The organism is Lysinibacillus sp. NPDC059133, from assembly GCF_042755925.1.
GTDB lineage: Bacteria > Bacillota > Bacilli > Bacillales_A > Planococcaceae > Lysinibacillus.
Genome location: NZ_JBHZDH010000022.1, coordinates 19697 through 35438, shown reverse-complemented (window position 1 = coordinate 35438; position 15742 = coordinate 19697). Strand labels below are relative to the sequence as shown.

Annotated in this window: 16 protein-coding genes; all 16 read right to left on the bottom strand. The window is 32.2% G+C overall.

Features of this window, described 5'->3' with window-relative positions:
- Positions 1-171 precede the first annotated feature (171 nt).
- The gene (locus ACFXN8_RS13425; RefSeq protein ID WP_386845692.1) at positions 172-891 is read right to left on the bottom strand and encodes a LytR/AlgR family response regulator transcription factor; all 720 of its coding nucleotides are present in this window, start codon (positions 889-891) and stop codon (positions 172-174) included.
- A gap of 5 nt (positions 892-896) precedes the next feature.
- The gene (locus tag ACFXN8_RS13420) at positions 897-2195 is read right to left on the bottom strand and encodes a sensor histidine kinase (RefSeq protein ID WP_386845690.1); all 1299 of its coding nucleotides are present in this window, start codon (positions 2193-2195) and stop codon (positions 897-899) included.
- A gap of 50 nt (positions 2196-2245) precedes the next feature.
- Positions 2246-2386, bottom strand: a complete 141-nt coding sequence (locus ACFXN8_RS13415; RefSeq protein WP_386845688.1) for a cyclic lactone autoinducer peptide — start codon at positions 2384-2386, stop codon at positions 2246-2248.
- Entirely contained in the window at positions 2383-2955 is a 573-nt protein-coding gene (locus tag ACFXN8_RS13410) for an accessory gene regulator B family protein (protein ID WP_386845686.1), read from the bottom strand. The genes ACFXN8_RS13415 and ACFXN8_RS13410 overlap by 4 nt, the downstream gene beginning before the upstream one ends.
- Positions 2956-3487: 532 nt before the next feature.
- On the bottom strand, positions 3488-4330 hold the full coding sequence (locus tag ACFXN8_RS13405; protein WP_386845684.1) for an ABC transporter permease: 843 nt from the start codon (positions 4328-4330) through the stop codon (positions 3488-3490).
- Positions 4331-4349: 19 nt separating this feature from the next.
- A complete protein-coding gene (locus ACFXN8_RS13400) occupies positions 4350-5081 on the bottom strand; it encodes a SagB/ThcOx family dehydrogenase (protein WP_386845682.1) in 732 nt (243 codons plus the stop codon).
- A gap of 23 nt (positions 5082-5104) precedes the next feature.
- The gene (locus ACFXN8_RS13395) at positions 5105-5938 is read right to left on the bottom strand and encodes a thiopeptide-type bacteriocin biosynthesis protein (protein WP_386845680.1); all 834 of its coding nucleotides are present in this window, start codon (positions 5936-5938) and stop codon (positions 5105-5107) included.
- Between the two features lie 11 nt (positions 5939-5949).
- Positions 5950-7116, bottom strand: coding sequence for a hypothetical protein (locus tag ACFXN8_RS13390; protein WP_386845678.1), 1167 nt, complete (start codon positions 7114-7116; stop codon positions 5950-5952).
- Between the two features lie 20 nt (positions 7117-7136).
- Positions 7137-8621 carry a YcaO-like family protein gene (locus tag ACFXN8_RS13385; protein ID WP_386845676.1) on the bottom strand — a complete coding sequence of 495 codons (1485 nt, stop codon included), beginning with the start codon at positions 8619-8621 and terminating at the stop codon, positions 7137-7139.
- 188 nt (positions 8622-8809) lie between these two features.
- Complete coding sequence (locus tag ACFXN8_RS13380; RefSeq protein ID WP_386845674.1) at positions 8810-10234, bottom strand: hypothetical protein; 1425 nt, start codon at positions 10232-10234, stop codon at positions 8810-8812.
- Between the two features lie 5 nt (positions 10235-10239).
- Positions 10240-10980 carry an ABC transporter permease gene (locus tag ACFXN8_RS13375; RefSeq protein WP_386845672.1) on the bottom strand — a complete coding sequence of 247 codons (741 nt, stop codon included), beginning with the start codon at positions 10978-10980 and terminating at the stop codon, positions 10240-10242.
- A 12-nt stretch (positions 10981-10992) separates the two neighbouring features.
- A complete protein-coding gene (locus ACFXN8_RS13370; RefSeq protein WP_386845670.1) occupies positions 10993-11718 on the bottom strand; it encodes an ABC transporter ATP-binding protein in 726 nt (241 codons plus the stop codon).
- Positions 11719-11729: 11 nt separating this feature from the next.
- Positions 11730-14207, bottom strand: a complete 2478-nt coding sequence (locus tag ACFXN8_RS13365) for a lanthionine biosynthesis protein (RefSeq protein ID WP_386845668.1) — start codon at positions 14205-14207, stop codon at positions 11730-11732.
- Positions 14176-15225, bottom strand: coding sequence for a hypothetical protein (locus ACFXN8_RS13360; RefSeq protein WP_386845666.1), 1050 nt, complete (start codon positions 15223-15225; stop codon positions 14176-14178). Before ACFXN8_RS13360 ends, ACFXN8_RS13365 begins: the two co-directional genes overlap by 32 nt.
- A 100-nt stretch (positions 15226-15325) precedes the next feature.
- Positions 15326-15499, bottom strand: coding sequence for a thiazolylpeptide-type bacteriocin (locus ACFXN8_RS13355; protein WP_386845664.1), 174 nt, complete (start codon positions 15497-15499; stop codon positions 15326-15328).
- Between the two features lie 78 nt (positions 15500-15577).
- Positions 15578-15742: thiazolylpeptide-type bacteriocin (locus tag ACFXN8_RS13350; RefSeq protein ID WP_483869458.1), on the bottom strand; the 165-nt coding region annotated here is incomplete at its 5' end.

The following is a 15742-nucleotide window of genomic DNA, read 5'->3' as shown; positions in this document are numbered from 1 at the left end:
AATCAATAAAAAATCCACCCAGAGTATAGAAAGTATGTTGTCAAACTTGTAGTAGAAGAAGTTCGTAAAACTGTCGGGGATTTACATATTGCAAACGTTAAAGTAATAAACAGAAATATAGCCTTCTCTTTTTAGCAACATCCACTAAAAGAGAAGGCTATGAACATGCCCTTACTTCATTAAACCTTTAACCTGTCGAGCTGAGACATAACAAACTTCACCATTATCTAAAAAAATAATTCTTTCCTTAGAATCTATATTTTTAATTTTTCCTTTATTTACAATAAAAGATTTGTGACAGCGATAAAAATCTTCATACAAACCTTCGTAATCCTTTAATCGACCGTAAAATTCAAAATGTTCATTTTCTAAGTGTAAAATAATTTTATGCGAGCCTGGGGAAGCTTCGAAAAAATAAACATTTTGAAAATCAATATTATGGGTACGTCCTGTTGTTTTAATTTGAAATTTTTGAATGTTATCTTGTTCCCCTATTTTTAAATAACGTCGATGTGCTTCTTTCAAAGTAGATAATAATTTTTCCTTTAACGTATCTGGGTGATCTTTAATGATAAAATCTAACGCAGCCAGTTTATAAATAAATGTAAGATAACTCATTTCTGCATGTGTTGTAATATATACTAGACTAGCAATAGGGTCTTTTTCTCGAATCTTAGTCCCTAATGCAATACCTGTAATTTCATGACTTAAATCTATATCTAAAAAATAACAATCAGCTTTATCATTTTCTAAAAATGCTAGAACATCATCTGGATTTGTAGTGGCCAGTACAATTTTCATCCCATTGTCTTCAATCATAGCGTAATTTTCGATTGTTTTTTTTGCTCTTTCTAATTGAGCTATATCATCTTCACAAATAATAATATTCATCTTATCTACTCCTTTTGAAACTCAACTTCTTGAATAAAATAAGGAGAACTAATTTTTGTGTTCAAATTGACATTATGTAAATCATTTGTTATTTGACGTAAATTAGCTAAGCCTAGACCTCGATTTTCTCCCTTTGTTGAAAAGCCTTCTTGATAAATTTCATGTACCTTTATAGCTATTTCCTTATCAAATGTGTTACTCACAACTAATAAAAGAACATCATCCAAGTGGATAAACGCCATGCGGACTTCGCTATTTTCAACACCTCGTGCAGCTTCAATTGCATTATCTAGTAGAATACCGACCATGCGATTTAAAAGAATTGGATCTATATCAATTTCAGTAATCTCCTCAACAATTTCAATATAAAACGGTACACGATGTGATTGGGCTTGTAAAATTTTTGTGGTTACTAACCCTTTTAAACTATTTATTTTCAAATTATTTAACATCATCATCGCTTGTTGATTTAATTGTTGTTCGTCTTGATTCGCTTCTAAAATATGATCGTAGAAATATGTATGTAGACCTTCGTAATTTTCATCATCAATAAATATACGTAATGTAGATAAAATATTAATGTAGTCGTGTTTAAATTTGCGCATATCCTGGTTAACCTGTTCAATTGATGCAACATAGGATTCGAAGTTTTTCATTTCTTGCTCACGTTGCTTCATTTTATATTGTTTAAATGCTAAATATAAAACGACAAATATACTAATTGTGAGTAATACAAAATAAATTAGGAACATCGCTAAATTATTTTGAACACTCTCATAAAAATTGTCATGGTCAATTGCCATGATATTGATGTACATAAAAATAACTGTCGCAACACCAAGGAATACCGAAATATACGAAATGAAGCTATAGGATACCCAGCGACTGATTAAATATTTCACAATTTTTTTATAACAAAAAGCAAATGTTATACCAAATACTATATAAAAAAAGAAATAACTAATTAATGATAGGTACTCATTCCCTATCCCATTAAACAAACGAAAAGTCAGTATATTAGAAATATTGTCGCCGATTACTAAAAAAATCAGTGCCATAAACACATGAAGAATGTTCATAACAACTTTTGTTTCTCGATAAATCATGATTGCTAATACTGATAAATAATACAAAATAGATATCGGTCCAAAAAAAGGGAATAATATAAAGGTTGGTAAAAATATAACAAATAAAATAATTAAAAATTGTTTTTTGGACCAATATAAGTCTAGTACATATGTGCCGAAGAATAATAACATTGAAAACTGAACAATGGCCATTAGTATAAATTCAATCGATAGCACGTCTATTCCGCACTTCCTTTAATAAATTTGAACTACATAGCCATTATATATTAAAATTCTGTATTTTTCATTTCTTCTGGCAACTCTATTTCATCCATCCATCCTGCACACATCATATTAATACTGCTCTCCGCAATTCCAATAAATACTGCTGCACTAAGCACTGCAAGGGATTTTAAATACTTTTTCATTTCATTTCCTCCTTTGATTTTAACCATGAATATATAATAATCAATGTTTCAATTAACATACCTGCTACTATAAATTTAGAGATTACTATGGGTAATACTATAATTGCTATGCTAGTTATCAAAAATCTTTTATACATTTTTTTTCGTAAATAATTTATATGCCTAGCACTTTTTATTTTGTTTTTTTGTGAACCAATAGGCGCTAATAATGTAAGGACCCCAACACAAACTAAAAAAATGCCCCAAATAAAAATTAAAGAAAAATTATTAATATGAAAGAAATATGTAAAACTGAGAAATAAAATAGTACTCGTTACTAAACATGTTTTAAAAGAAGTACAATGTATTCCAAAAGCTACTTGTCGAAAATAGAAAAATCCAATATGAACTATAGCTAATTGCCATGCTATTCCTAGAATAAAAGCAAGTAAGTAAATAATAACGAACTTCTTAAAATCCATAAGAAAAATACGTAATCCATGAATTAACTTAATTTCATCTAGCTCTGAAATATCTACAAATTTTTTATAATGGCCTAGAATTGTTTGTTCTTTTAATGTGTATACCATTTTATCCCCCCCTGTTCTAATTTCATTTTAATAAACTAAAACAGAGTATTCATATTATCCCCACAGAATACCATTTTTCTGTAATATACGTATTACTTTTGAAATCATTTTTTCCTGAACGTACTATTTTTCACCTCAAACGTAAAGAAGCCTTGGAAATTAATCCAAAGCTTCCCATCTGAATTAGATAGCGTTTTAATCTTTTCTCCATATTTTAGGTTTGGATTGATTTCCTACATTTTGTGTAGAGTATACAATAAAGAACATTCTCCAAAAAATGCTGAAATTAAACCTTGAGGTTGCTTAAATGTTTAGAATGCTGACTCAATAGCTACATGGGCTACAACTTTATATCATTCCTCATAACTTAGTCAAGCACATGTTTTGGTGAAGAGCCTTTTCTTTACAAGAAAAGCATAACTGTTTTTTTATTTTTTTATCAAAAGTATATTAACTTACTCTTCTGATTACATAAACGCAAAATAAAGAGGAAAATACACTGTTTCGAGTATTTTCCTTACAATTATGATCGTTATACGACAAACTCAACCAAGTATTTTGGATAAAGCGTTACCGCTTCACTGTATCCTTGTAGATCCATTCGATTGATGCAGACTTTGTTTCTAGTTGGGAAAAATTCATTTTGCCGCATTTTATTATATAAATTGAATAACTGAATAAATAAAATCCTCTCTAAGAAAAAGCACATCAATAATTCTTCATGATGCATTATTGCTGCATTCTGCTCTCCTTCTATTGAAAACTTGGGAATCTCGAATTTTGTTGTATTGATTAATGGACCAATCTCCAAACTATTATCCTGACAGCTTAATGCCAGTACATAGTTCGCAAAAGAGTCTATTTGATTGATTTCTGCAATTTTCTTTTGTGTTCCAATTAGCAGATCAATATTGTCCTGCTGTTTTTCATCATATACGGTTTGAATAAACGGTGATTTTTCCAAAAAATCTTGAACATTCGGGAATTTATCTTCTAAAAAGACCTGAATATTAAATATTTTCCCTGTCTCAATAATTTCTTCTGCAAAAATCACGTATTCTTTAATCGCTTCTGTTGAAATAAAATACGGGGTAAAAAATTCCGTATAGCTTCTAACTAGATTTAAAAGATCTCTAGATTTTTGCTTTTCATAGTAAGTAAACAGTTTAGAATCCTTTTCCAACAGCTGCTTTCCAAGCTTATTCTCCAAACAGTCCGTTGTTTCATCTATTCCGTGATAGACAATTTCTTTTAATTTATTAAACTCGATATCATTGACTTTAAAAGCCATGACTGTTTCTAAGGTTATACAATCCTGAATCATAAAGAAATCGTTGACTTTTTTTACTTGATATTTTAATTTTAAGCAATACATATTCCGTCTCAGCTCCTTTCTAGCCTAAAAGAAATGCATACAAAGATGTTTGATTATCTCTCAAAAGTCTTGATAGCTCAATATCATAAAAACCGCCCAAGGGTACACTTTCCAATCCTAGATAATTAGCCACTAACTGGATATTCTGTCCAATATGCCCGGCCTCTTGTTGCACCAACTTATAGGAGATATCTGTATACTTTCCAGAGATATCCGACATGTCACAGCTCAATACAATAGCGAACTGCGCTGTATTAGCCAGATACTTTTGAATAAATACTTTACTGATTTCATTCCACGGCTGATCTTGTTTAACTAATAACTTTTGAGTATCACTATTCAGCTGCATAATATTACCCTGCTCTATTAAATCAATATCTACCAATTGCTCGTTGAATAAAAAATAAATATTGACATAATACTGTGCCCCACCGGAAGGGTATGTACGATTCTCTTTATCACCGCCAATCATCGCCAATTGAGCAAATTGTGCCATTAACTTTCTATCAACCTTTACCTTGGCTTTGAATGGTTCCCTTGCCGAATATCTCGTCCCTAAAATTCTTTCAAATAAATTTTCATGGTCAACTGTATAATCCAAATCAATTAGCGGATAATTTCCATTTCCCTGTAATTCCCTCGGTCTGTGAGCATATACTTGAGTATTGGTGAATTCAGGTTCATTGATTGACATCATATGATAATCAATGAATTTTTTCTCTATATTCCGCTCACCTTTAAAGTTCCACAAATTAACCCCCCCTTTTTAAGAAATCATCCAACTTGAAGGAAAGCATCTGAAAAAATAAATTCATATTCCGGAGAAACTCCTAAACGATTATTCAGCATATGAATATGAGAAATTACTATATAAAAGGCGTACTCCGGCTCGAAAGTAGCTTGACATAACTTTATTTGAGCAAGCAATGACTTAAAAATCTTGAGATACGGCTGATAGAATTCAATCGCAAGTTCTCCCTTTTTCAAGCTACTGATTCTGTTGCTAATCACTTTGTATAAATTCTCCGAAGTCTTATTGTTAGAAAATTGTGCCCATATTTCCCGATACGCAAGAAACATTGTCTCATGCTTCTCGATATATCCTAATTCTTGAGCAATTTCTGTACAGAGGTACATGAGATCAATTGCTAATACATAACGCTGATTTCGATTAAGCTTTTGAATAATTTGTCCGGCAAATCTTGACGAGTGTACAAATAGTTCTTCGGACAGCACCATCGCTACTTCTCCCCCATAACGATTCAGCTCTGGTACATAATCAATTGTCTGAATTGAAAAATTCGGATAAGGAGCAGTCGGTTTAATGCCTTCTGTCTGTACAATTGCCTCTTCATATGAAATAGGTTGGAACGTATGGCTCTTATGCTTTTGATGAAAACTTTCTAATAATTGATCCAAATCTTTTTCAAATTTCTCTGCTGCGTCAGGTTCAGTTTGGTATCTCAATCGGATATGAGGACCCCCATCCCAATAGCGAATGAAAAAATATCTAACCTTTTCTTTATCTAAATAAGGCAACAGACAATCTTTTAAAAACTCTTCAATTAATAGATAATCGTGAATGAATAAATGTTTAGATATCCACATACTACTCTCCTTTATTTTAAAAATAAACTGTGACTTGTATTCCAGCTCCTAAAAAGATTTAATGAGTAGCCAATCTGTTTATTTCCTTCTAAATTGAATTTCTCTTTTATTATGGTGTCATTATAATTTTTAATCCCACGAGCTGCTAATCCATATTTCGCAGCAATAATTGATAAACGTTGTGCAAAATGGCCAATCTTCAAAAAAATTTCATCATAATCTTGTCCTGTTTTTTCAAATGTAAAGAAAAACCAATAGTTCATTCCCTCTAAATTAGTGAAATCTTGATATTCGTGTAACATCTTTTTATACATAAGTTCGTCTTTAGGCTGAATAAATTCACACTTTTCTCCAATCTGGTAAAACCCACTTCTGAGATCAATAATATTATCCATAAAGCTCCACAAACCTATTTCAGGATAGTCTTGCACGGCTGCTTGACACTCCTTCAATAACTGTTGATGAGTATCAGCTGACATCATCTTTCTTACCACTGCATCCCCCCGAATATTTTGCTCCGATACCCTTCTCCTGAAAAATTCAGTTTCCGGTTGCTCTTTTATATCTTCTGTACTCAAATGATATTCTTGATCCATAGCTATTTCCAAAACAAGGGGAATTGTAACAAATTCACGAGGTTTCTCCAGCGAAACCGTTGTTAGTTTACGATGGCGAATTTGATGACCATTTAAAACAAAATCAAGATTATAGAGATAGTGACCCGTATTCAGTAAACCCAGCATTAATGAAAAATCACCATAGAATTTTTGGAGCTGACGATTGTCATTAATTATTACTAGATAGTCTCTTTCAGAATTCAATCCTTTGAAAAAATCTTGGTTATACACATAAATTTTGTCTGTTAATGGTTTGTAAACAAACATATGGATTTTATGAACGAATACCAATTTGAGACTATCAATATTTCTAGCTTTTGGAGAAAAAGAGTGGAAATAGTATTTGCTGAAAAAATCTATCCGCTGAATCATCTCTAAATAATAATAGAGATCATATATAATCGAACTCCAGCCATCACTTTTACCCAGCTCTTTCAAAAATTTCATGTCAATCACATCTATATGATTTTTAAACAACAAGTCATCATCAAATTGTGCAGCAGACAATGTCTGCTTATAACGATTCTCTCCGAATCGTTCTAAATATTGTTGATCAATCATCCTTATTCCCTCCCATTCATTTATGGAAACGGATGCGGCGTCTTTTCTATCCAGTCTTTATCTAACTTCCCTTTCTTCTTAAACTGAATAGCCTTTTCAATACGCTGACTGACAACTCGTCTATTTTGATGTCCAAAGGTCATCGTCAGCATACCAGGTACTATATATTTCACATTCACAAATCCTGCCGAAAATAAATTCGGGTTCTCTATCGTAGCACGATACGCTTTACCAGAAATATTGACCAATTGCTCTTCAAGTGCTCGAACAACCTCTAAAAATTTTCCCTGATAAGTTGTATATCCTGCTTCCAATTGCTCATAGGAAGAAACTGCTTCAGTATCTAATGCAAATTTAAATGCAGACTTCATCTCCTTATTTGAATAAAGAAGCAAATGGTCTTCCAGCTTGTGAACGGATTGAGGATTCTTCAACAATTGTCTTTTTCTAGTTTGATGTTCCTGATTATTGAAAATATTTGTAAAAACAGTAATTGCTGTTGTAGCTTCAATCAATGCTCGTTCAATGGACTCTTCCAAGTCGAAAGAAGCTGCTGCAGCTGTGTAGAAGGCCATTTCATTCTCCTTAGGTTCCTTCTTTTCTAATAACACCCAGATTGTTGGGATTTTTACTTCCATAGAAATATCGAACAAATGAACACGGATATCTTTTCGCTTGAGAGATTCCAGATAAGACTGTATTTTTTTGGAATTAATGCTTGATTCATCAATTCTGACAGGTGGAATCTGCCCATACCATGTAGCTAAAAAAGCATCTCTTTCAATTAGTTCCAGCATTGCATGCAGACTCGCTTCAGCTTCTGTTGAACCGAGAGCACTACCATTGGAGCTTTCATAAATATATCTCTTTTCATCAGAAACAACATGAGAGTTGTAATAAATCAACTGCTCGGGAATTAAAGTTTCTTTTTCACTGTGCAATGCCCAAACTTTTTCATAATTCAGCGGCTGATCTTCTGTATAATTCTCTGGATTGCCATAATCGCATTGCGCCATTACTTCACTCAGCGTGAGATCAATAACTTCAGAATCCTTTTCCCGTATTGCCGTTTTTTGTTTTTTATAAGGAAACGCTGTGGCATAACGCTCCAACGATTCCAAAATAGAAATATATTTTGATTTTTCATATGTCCCTGTCCGACCATAGGAAAGCATTGATATCCCCTTATACAGTACTTCTGTCTGTACCATCGGTGTCCCATAGGAATCTCCTGCACGCGTCAAGGCATTCACAATCGACGATGGATGCGTATAGATTAACTTCTTGTTTTTTTCAATCTTCTCCCGAACCTTTTCAAAGCTCAGTTGTCGATTATCTTTTGCATCGAAAATCGTATCCAATTCCAGAGGCCGGTTTGAACTAGTGTCTACATTACACTCACAATCTCCTCGCTTGAAGGTTGCTTTCGCTTGAATTTCCAATGTATCCCGATTTAGCTCATATAGGAACGGTTCGCTACTTTTTTCAAGCTTCTGAACAAGCATAGCAATTATTTCTGATTCTAGCTGGTTAGGCTGATCTTCTAGCCAACCGAAATATTGTTGGTAGCAGTTTAGTTCTTTTGTTCGCTCCTTAAAGCAGTTGAAGCAAAAGGATGAATCATTCTTTGATGAATGAATAAAAATATACTTTTGGTTTGTCAGAATTGTAGCTGCAATTGTTTGTATGGACATCACTTCACCTCCAAAAGTTCATATTCAAAACCATTTTCATCGAGAATTTTCCCTACAGTAGTCTGCTGTCCGCTTACTTGTTTTACTTGATCTGATCTGCCCCAATTTAAAGAACTATCTTCTTTTAATTGGAGCTCATTTAAATCTATTGATTGAAAGAATGATTCTTTCACAGATACACGATTTTTATACATACTAATCCAAGTCAGTATAACTGTTGTCAGCTGAGCTGCTGTTCTTACTGGGATTCGGAAAATTAGTGCCTCTGAATCGTTATTTACAACATACAAGTAATACCCACCACTAACACAAGCCTGGAGATAGAAATTTGTTGATAGCTTTTCTTGATTCAGTAAACTGCTGATAAGCTCGGATTCTTCTAACTCACTCAAATCTAATCTGAACAGTTCTCCTGTCTTATCATGTTTGGTACTATATATGACTTTCTCCTGCTGCTTCAGTAAAAGTTCTTTTGAATAACTGTTTTTTAGTATTTCGAGAAATGCTGCTTCTGCAATAAATTGTGCCAGCCTTTCAAAAGAAATATCTGCGAAGTAGTAATTTTCTTGGTCTTCTGTTTGTACAGTAATAATCTGCAACGGAGATTGGTTGTAGGTGAAATATGCTTTATCATTATTAAAGGATACGATCTTTGAATCATATTCCTTTACGAATATTTCCAGTGAATTAAAATTCTTTATAGCATCTTGATGCGTCCTTCCTGAAAATTGATAATCCACTTGTTTAATTCCGTCAAACGCCATTTTTCTTTCAACTTCCATCATAGTATTTATATTGAATATTGGGGTATTTTTATCAACAGAAGATACAATGGCACTATAAAAAAGGAAACCCGACAGAAGTTTCTCTGAAATATCCTCTGCTGATACTTCTTCAAAATTCTTATGGTTTCTTGTTGAAACCCAAATTCTATCCCCTTTTTTTCCAATATAATATTTTGCAACGATTTCCCCATCTGTTTGAACTTCAATATTCTCTACTTCTATAATTTCACTTTTAATTTGATTCTCTTCCAATAATTCATTTAAGCAAGTTGCACCAAAAAACGATTTAGGAATTCTTACACAAATTTTTCTAATTTCTTTCAGACCTTTTTCTACGGATAGACAATGCTCTTCTACCCATGGTAAATAGGAACTACTTCTGTGGAAGTCATAAATTTCCGGATCAATTAGATAAAAAATATTTTTTTCTATAAGAAACTGAGTCAGTTTCCTGTAACGCTTAAACTCTTCAAAAAGTTCTGTTTCTTCACTCCCTTGGTATGCCTTACTAATCAAAGAAGTAATTTTTTCATATTCAGAAACGCTCATTTTTAATTTTATTTTTTCGTTTGACCCATATATAAATAAATCTGGTTCATTATAGTGATATCGAATATTTCTTCGAGCCTTTATTATCATAATAATCACTCCTTCTTATTGTTGAACTTAATAACAAATAATGAAATAATCAGGAGAATCGATATGTAACAGATTGAAATTAACATATCTTGATTGAGTTCAAATGTCTGATTCCAAATTGAAATATAAGTTTTATTTAAATGATAGAACGGATTCCCATAAGACACATATTGAATAAACTTAGGAAGACTCTCCACAGGAACAGAAAAGCCGCCAGTAAACATAACAATTTGAAATAAAACAATCGACATAATTAGTGCTGTTTTTACTTCCTTAAAGTTGGAATAAATCGCATGAGAATAAACCAACATTACCGCATTAATAAGCAACAAACTTAAATATGAAACCAAGAAATTAACGATAGAAAGTTGCAAATCATAAACGAGTAGGCCAATTAATGTAATTAAGACAAATCCTGCAGTTGCAATAATAAATGACTTGGCAATACTGGACATCAAAAGAATTTTATCTGTTATAGGCGTAATGAAAAGTCTTTTTTCAATCCCAGCTGCACGATTCATTACCTGATCAAAACCAAAGGCAAAAAACACTACTGAAAAACTAATTAGGACAATAAACGATGGTGTATACGTTTGAACATAGTTCATTCCTCCGCTATAAGTTGCATTACTGAACATTTGTCCCATTAAAATATATGTTACTGGTGGTACAACAACTGTGAATACTAAATAAAATAACTCTCTAAAGAACATTTTTAAGTCATATTTAATTTGAGTTAATAACATGTTTACTCCTCCTTATTTAGCAATTTTATCAAGATAAAAGCTATTAATTGATTTATGACCGGATTTCAGTATATTTTCTGGAGTATCAAATACTTCTGTTACCCCATCATTAATGAAGAGAACTTTATCACAGTAAAGTTCGATTTCGTCCATGTAATGAGTCGATAAAATCACTGTACTGTCATTTTTTTTAATATATCCTGTGATGCTTTCCCATAATACGTTCCGCATATGAGGATCCAGACCGGTAGTCGGTTCATCCAAAATAATCAAACGCGGTTTTGAAGAAAAAGCAATTGCAAGGCTAACCTTTTGCTTCCATCCCCCAGATAAATTATCAAAAAACGTATTTAAATGCTCTTTCAATTCAAATTCTTCTATAATTTCATTTAAATCGACTTTGCTCCCATAATAGGAACGGAAAAGATCTAATAGTTCTTTTACTTTTAATTTTTTATAAAACTGTGTAGGCTGAAGTACCGCGGAAATATTACTTTTGATTTTTCCCAACTGAGCTTGATCAATATCCTTCAGGTTATTACCAAAAACAACTACCTTACCGTCATTATAATCTTTGATTGTCATTAAAATTTCCAGGAATGTCGATTTCCCAGCACCGTTTTTACCGATAACACCAATAATTTCACCTTTTTCAGCAGTAAAGTCTATTCCTTTCAAAACAGCTTTTTTTCCATAGCTCTTTGTTAATTTTTCTACCTTTACATTATAGTTCTGCATGGTTCACCCTCCTAATTGTCAATCGTATATTCTACAACATATTCCCTAAGCTCATTCTTAAATTCAGGCAATACCTCTTCGATATAAAACACAGGATCTTGATTTTCTTCATTTATAATTTCATTAATAAAATGTTTGAATAGTATCGGTACTGTGATATCAATAAACAATGGCTTCATTGCAGAAATTTCATCTCCACTACGATATTTCTTCAAAAAGAATGTTTTAGGTAAATGCTTATCTAAAAAATAGTCATTAACGCGTAAATACAACTCTAATTCATTTGCAGCTTCTTTGTTTATATTCGCAAAATCTTCAGGTTTAATATTCCACTTCTTTCTGTACATCACAATATTTTCAAATATAATTCTTGGCATATCACTTCTCTTTTTCAGGAAATAATTAATATCAAAATTAATTCTCCCGCTTTGAAACAGAAGTAGTAATACAGATAGAACTCCTGGAAGAAAGACTGGAACTAATGACGATTTGTAGGCTACCTTCGCTTCTTTCTTCTGATGATCAAGCACTTTCAGTTTTTTCGTTTTCTTATCGTATTTAACGGAAAATTCCGATATATCAGGATGCCCAACATCATGGAACCTCTGATTTCCAAATTCCAAATTTAACTTTTGATCATAATATCTATCATGAATTCCGCCATTAAACCCAAACAGCTCTGTCACTTCGTAATAATTCTTATCATAATAATTTTTTTGAACATATTCTTGATACTGTAAATCGTCATTCAAATTCTCAAAAAAGTCTTTAAATCTAGATAGAAATTTTTCCTGACCATCATAGATATCGTTTAAAATTACTTTCTCCTGAAAAAGTTGATAAAATAGCGTCATACTAAATTCATTGCCGTATTTAATATACTCGGGAATTTTTTCTAAAAATGGTTTTACTAGTTCCTGAAATTGTATTTCTTTATTTTGATTTTCATCTAAGTATTGAGAAAAGAATGTCTTGAATTCATCTCTAAGATCATCCAAAATCTTTACTTCAGGCGCAATCGCTTCACCATAGCGGTAATCCATGTCTTGGAAATAAGGGAAGAAGTATCTCAATTTTTCAAAGAATACATTGTTTAATAAATTGCTGTCGGATAAACTAGTTTCTGTATCACCATATAATTTCTTATAAAGCGCAGCAACTTCATATTGCACACGAATATTCACATCAAACAACAGTAAAAATGCCGTAATTTCTTCAAAAAAATCATTAGAAAATTTATTTTCAATATCTTTGAGACTGCTCTTATTATTCTGAGCATCAAACAAGATATCTTCATATAGAATTTCCGTACCAAAATTCGGAATGTTTTCACTCAAATTTTTAATAACTTCCTCAATCTTTTTCCAAAGAACTAACCGCTCATTTGTACCTGCCAGTTCGAATTTCTTTTGCATTTCATTAATAAACTGAAGCTGGAGTGATAGTTCTTCACATATGCCTTGTTCTTTTAAATAGGCAATCATTTCTACTACAAGATTTCTTTTAGCATTTACTGTAATTTTCTGTACTAATATTTTTGTGGAAACAAGTCTTTTAAATACATCCAACTCATGTTCAGAATATAGTTCGTTTTCTCTAAGAAATTGAGCAAAGTCTTTATAAAATATGGTTTGCCCCTGATTTTTCTTTAGAAATTGAATTACTTCTTCCGCAATCCCCATCTCGACCAGCTTGTCACTTGTTTCATATATCTTCTTAGATTGCGGAACATTTTCTTGAGTAACATAGAAAATCTTGGAGTTTCTTTGGCCAAATTTTGAAACATGGACTGGGATTTTTTCTAATGCTTCTTTATTCGAACGAATGATTTCCAAAAATATTCTAAAAAGTAGAGCATGGTTCAATTCAATGTTTGCCCTTTTTTTAATTAAAAATCGATTTCCAGAAGAGCCCGTTTGAGTAAGGTAAGAAAACGGACTAGTTTTCATAGAGCTACGCATTAACAAATTGATAATAAAATTATCCAACTTTTTTTCTTTTTTATTATGTGTTTGTACAGGTTTTGATAAGTATTTTTCAATGTTCCTATAAATTGTTTGATTAAAAAATAAAACTGTCTTTTGCAATTGGTCATCTGCTATTTCTCGTTGCAAAATCTCTCTTGATTTCAATACAGCTCCTTCATAACTTTGTTGCAGCTTTTCTTGATACAGATCTAATTGATCTAAAAGTTCTACTAGACGACTCATCAAAATTGGTCCTGCGTATTTCTTTAAGCGAACACTACGTAAATTATGAACATCCCGTTTCAAATTCAAAAGTTTTGGATCCTTTTGTAAAGTAAATTCTTCTTCAATTTGACTAACTACAATTTCCTTCTCTCTTTCAATTTTTTCATGAATTTTGTTAATCTCATCTATACCTATCTGAATTTCCTTTGCTTTTTCTCGCATTTCAAAATACCACTGATCAGAGGTATTGGTTCCTCGATAAACACTAAATGGATTTTGAGTAACTGTTACTGTCAAGACCTAACTCCTCCCTCCAAGTCATCCCTTTATTTCTTTCCACTACTCTGTATGCCATATAAATATACTTTTGCTTCTTCAAAGCACTTATATTAAAGTAAGGTAGTATTAAATACAGCAAATTCACTGTAAATCTATAAGCCGTTGCTTCGGGATTTTCCATAAAATTATTTCTCTTTGAAAAGCGCACAAAGTTCCTATGAAAATCATTTTCAAAATTTTTCTCTAATCCCTCAATAGTACGAGCCAATTCCGCTTTATAGTGATCATCTATTAATTCATCCATCTGACTTAAACAACGTCCATAAAATTCCGAAAAATACTTAAACCATCTATTAATTAATTGTGAATGTGCTTGCTCAGATACTTCAAAACCTGATTGCTTTTCTAAATAAAGTGTCTCAAATGACTTTTCGGTATAGGGTTTCTTTTGCTTAGCAGAAAGCTCAAAGAAGCCCTGGACATGCGAGACAAATGAAAGGTAACCTTTATTGTTATTTTCTTCATGATAAATATCTGAAATCCTTGAAAAAATAAGTGGGAACAGCTCTTCAACGCTTACGCTTACCTTCTGTGTTTCTACATATTTTCTTGTATCCAGTAGCAGTTGGTAATGTCTGAATCGTTCATTCACATATAAGCTAGTTATTCTTTCATTATTAGAATGAAAAGAATATGGATAGATGTTCATTTCACCGTGATCTCGAATCTCTCGTTCGTTTTTCTTATTTTCCAAATTCGAAACAAATTGGAAGCTCTGATTATATTTTTTCTTTACTTTTTCAATGTACGATTTATCTAATGGTTTTTCTTCAATGAGATGACAAACTCTTTTTTCCAAAGCAGCATATTCAGTTTGCGATATTTCATTTTTTGTAATCAACTGAATATGAGGTCCACCTTCCCAACTTTTCGAAACAAAATATTGACATCCTTCCCACATATCATCAATAAGTAATAGCAATGATTGTTCTAATGAACTATCATAGTTATATATACAGGTTTGATACACAGCCACACACCCCTATGTACTTTTTTCTTCTTTAACAAGACAATATTGGTATAATCAGGCGGCTGTCACAATTCTTTGTTTCAACCGCTCAATTATAATCAAGTAATTAACAAGAACCACAGCATGATGATGAGCCACATGTCGATGTTGCTGAACAACTTGTTGAGCCACTGCTAGCTGTTGTTTCTGGAATCGCCGACACCTCATCCAAATCTAATAATTCTACTTCTAAATCAAATTCTTTTGTATTTACTTCTTGAGTATTCATTTCTTTTTTCATCTTTTATTCCTCCTATAGATAGTAATTATTTGTTTATTTATCTTACAGAAACTGACTCTAAATCTTCCAAACGATTAATTAACAAGAACCACAGCATGATGATGAGCCGCATGTCGATGTTGCCGAACAACTTGTTGAGCCACTGCTTGCTGTTGTTTCTGGAATCGCCGACACCTCATCCAAATCTAATAATTCTACTTCTAAATCAAATTCTTTTGTATTTACTTCTTGAGTATTCATTTC

Excerpts from the sequence above, each read along its gene's own strand:
- ACFXN8_RS13405 (WP_386845684.1), bottom strand. The coding sequence starts at position 4,330 with ATGTATTGCTTAAAATTAAAATATCAAGTAAAAAAAGTCAACGATTTC.
- ACFXN8_RS13425 (WP_386845692.1), bottom strand. The coding sequence starts at position 891 with ATGAATATTATTATTTGTGAAGATGATATAGCTCAATTAGAAAGAGCA.
- ACFXN8_RS13410 (WP_386845686.1), bottom strand. The coding sequence starts at position 2,955 with ATGGTATACACATTAAAAGAACAAACAATTCTAGGCCATTATAAAAAA.
- ACFXN8_RS13415 (WP_386845688.1), bottom strand. The coding sequence starts at position 2,386 with ATGAAAAAGTATTTAAAATCCCTTGCAGTGCTTAGTGCAGCAGTATTT.
- ACFXN8_RS13390 (WP_386845678.1), bottom strand. The coding sequence starts at position 7,116 with ATGATTGATCAACAATATTTAGAACGATTCGGAGAGAATCGTTATAAG.
- ACFXN8_RS13380 (WP_386845674.1), bottom strand. The coding sequence starts at position 10,234 with ATGATAATAAAGGCTCGAAGAAATATTCGATATCACTATAATGAACCA.
- ACFXN8_RS13385 (WP_386845676.1), bottom strand. The coding sequence starts at position 8,621 with ATGCTTGTTCAGAAGCTTGAAAAAAGTAGCGAACCGTTCCTATATGAG.
- ACFXN8_RS13395 (WP_386845680.1), bottom strand. The coding sequence starts at position 5,938 with ATGTGGATATCTAAACATTTATTCATTCACGATTATCTATTAATTGAA.
- ACFXN8_RS13355 (WP_386845664.1), bottom strand. The coding sequence starts at position 15,499 with ATGAAAAAAGAAATGAATACTCAAGAAGTAAATACAAAAGAATTTGAT.
- ACFXN8_RS13370 (WP_386845670.1), bottom strand. The coding sequence starts at position 11,718 with ATGCAGAACTATAATGTAAAGGTAGAAAAATTAACAAAGAGCTATGGA.
- ACFXN8_RS13375 (WP_386845672.1), bottom strand. The coding sequence starts at position 10,980 with ATGTTATTAACTCAAATTAAATATGACTTAAAAATGTTCTTTAGAGAG.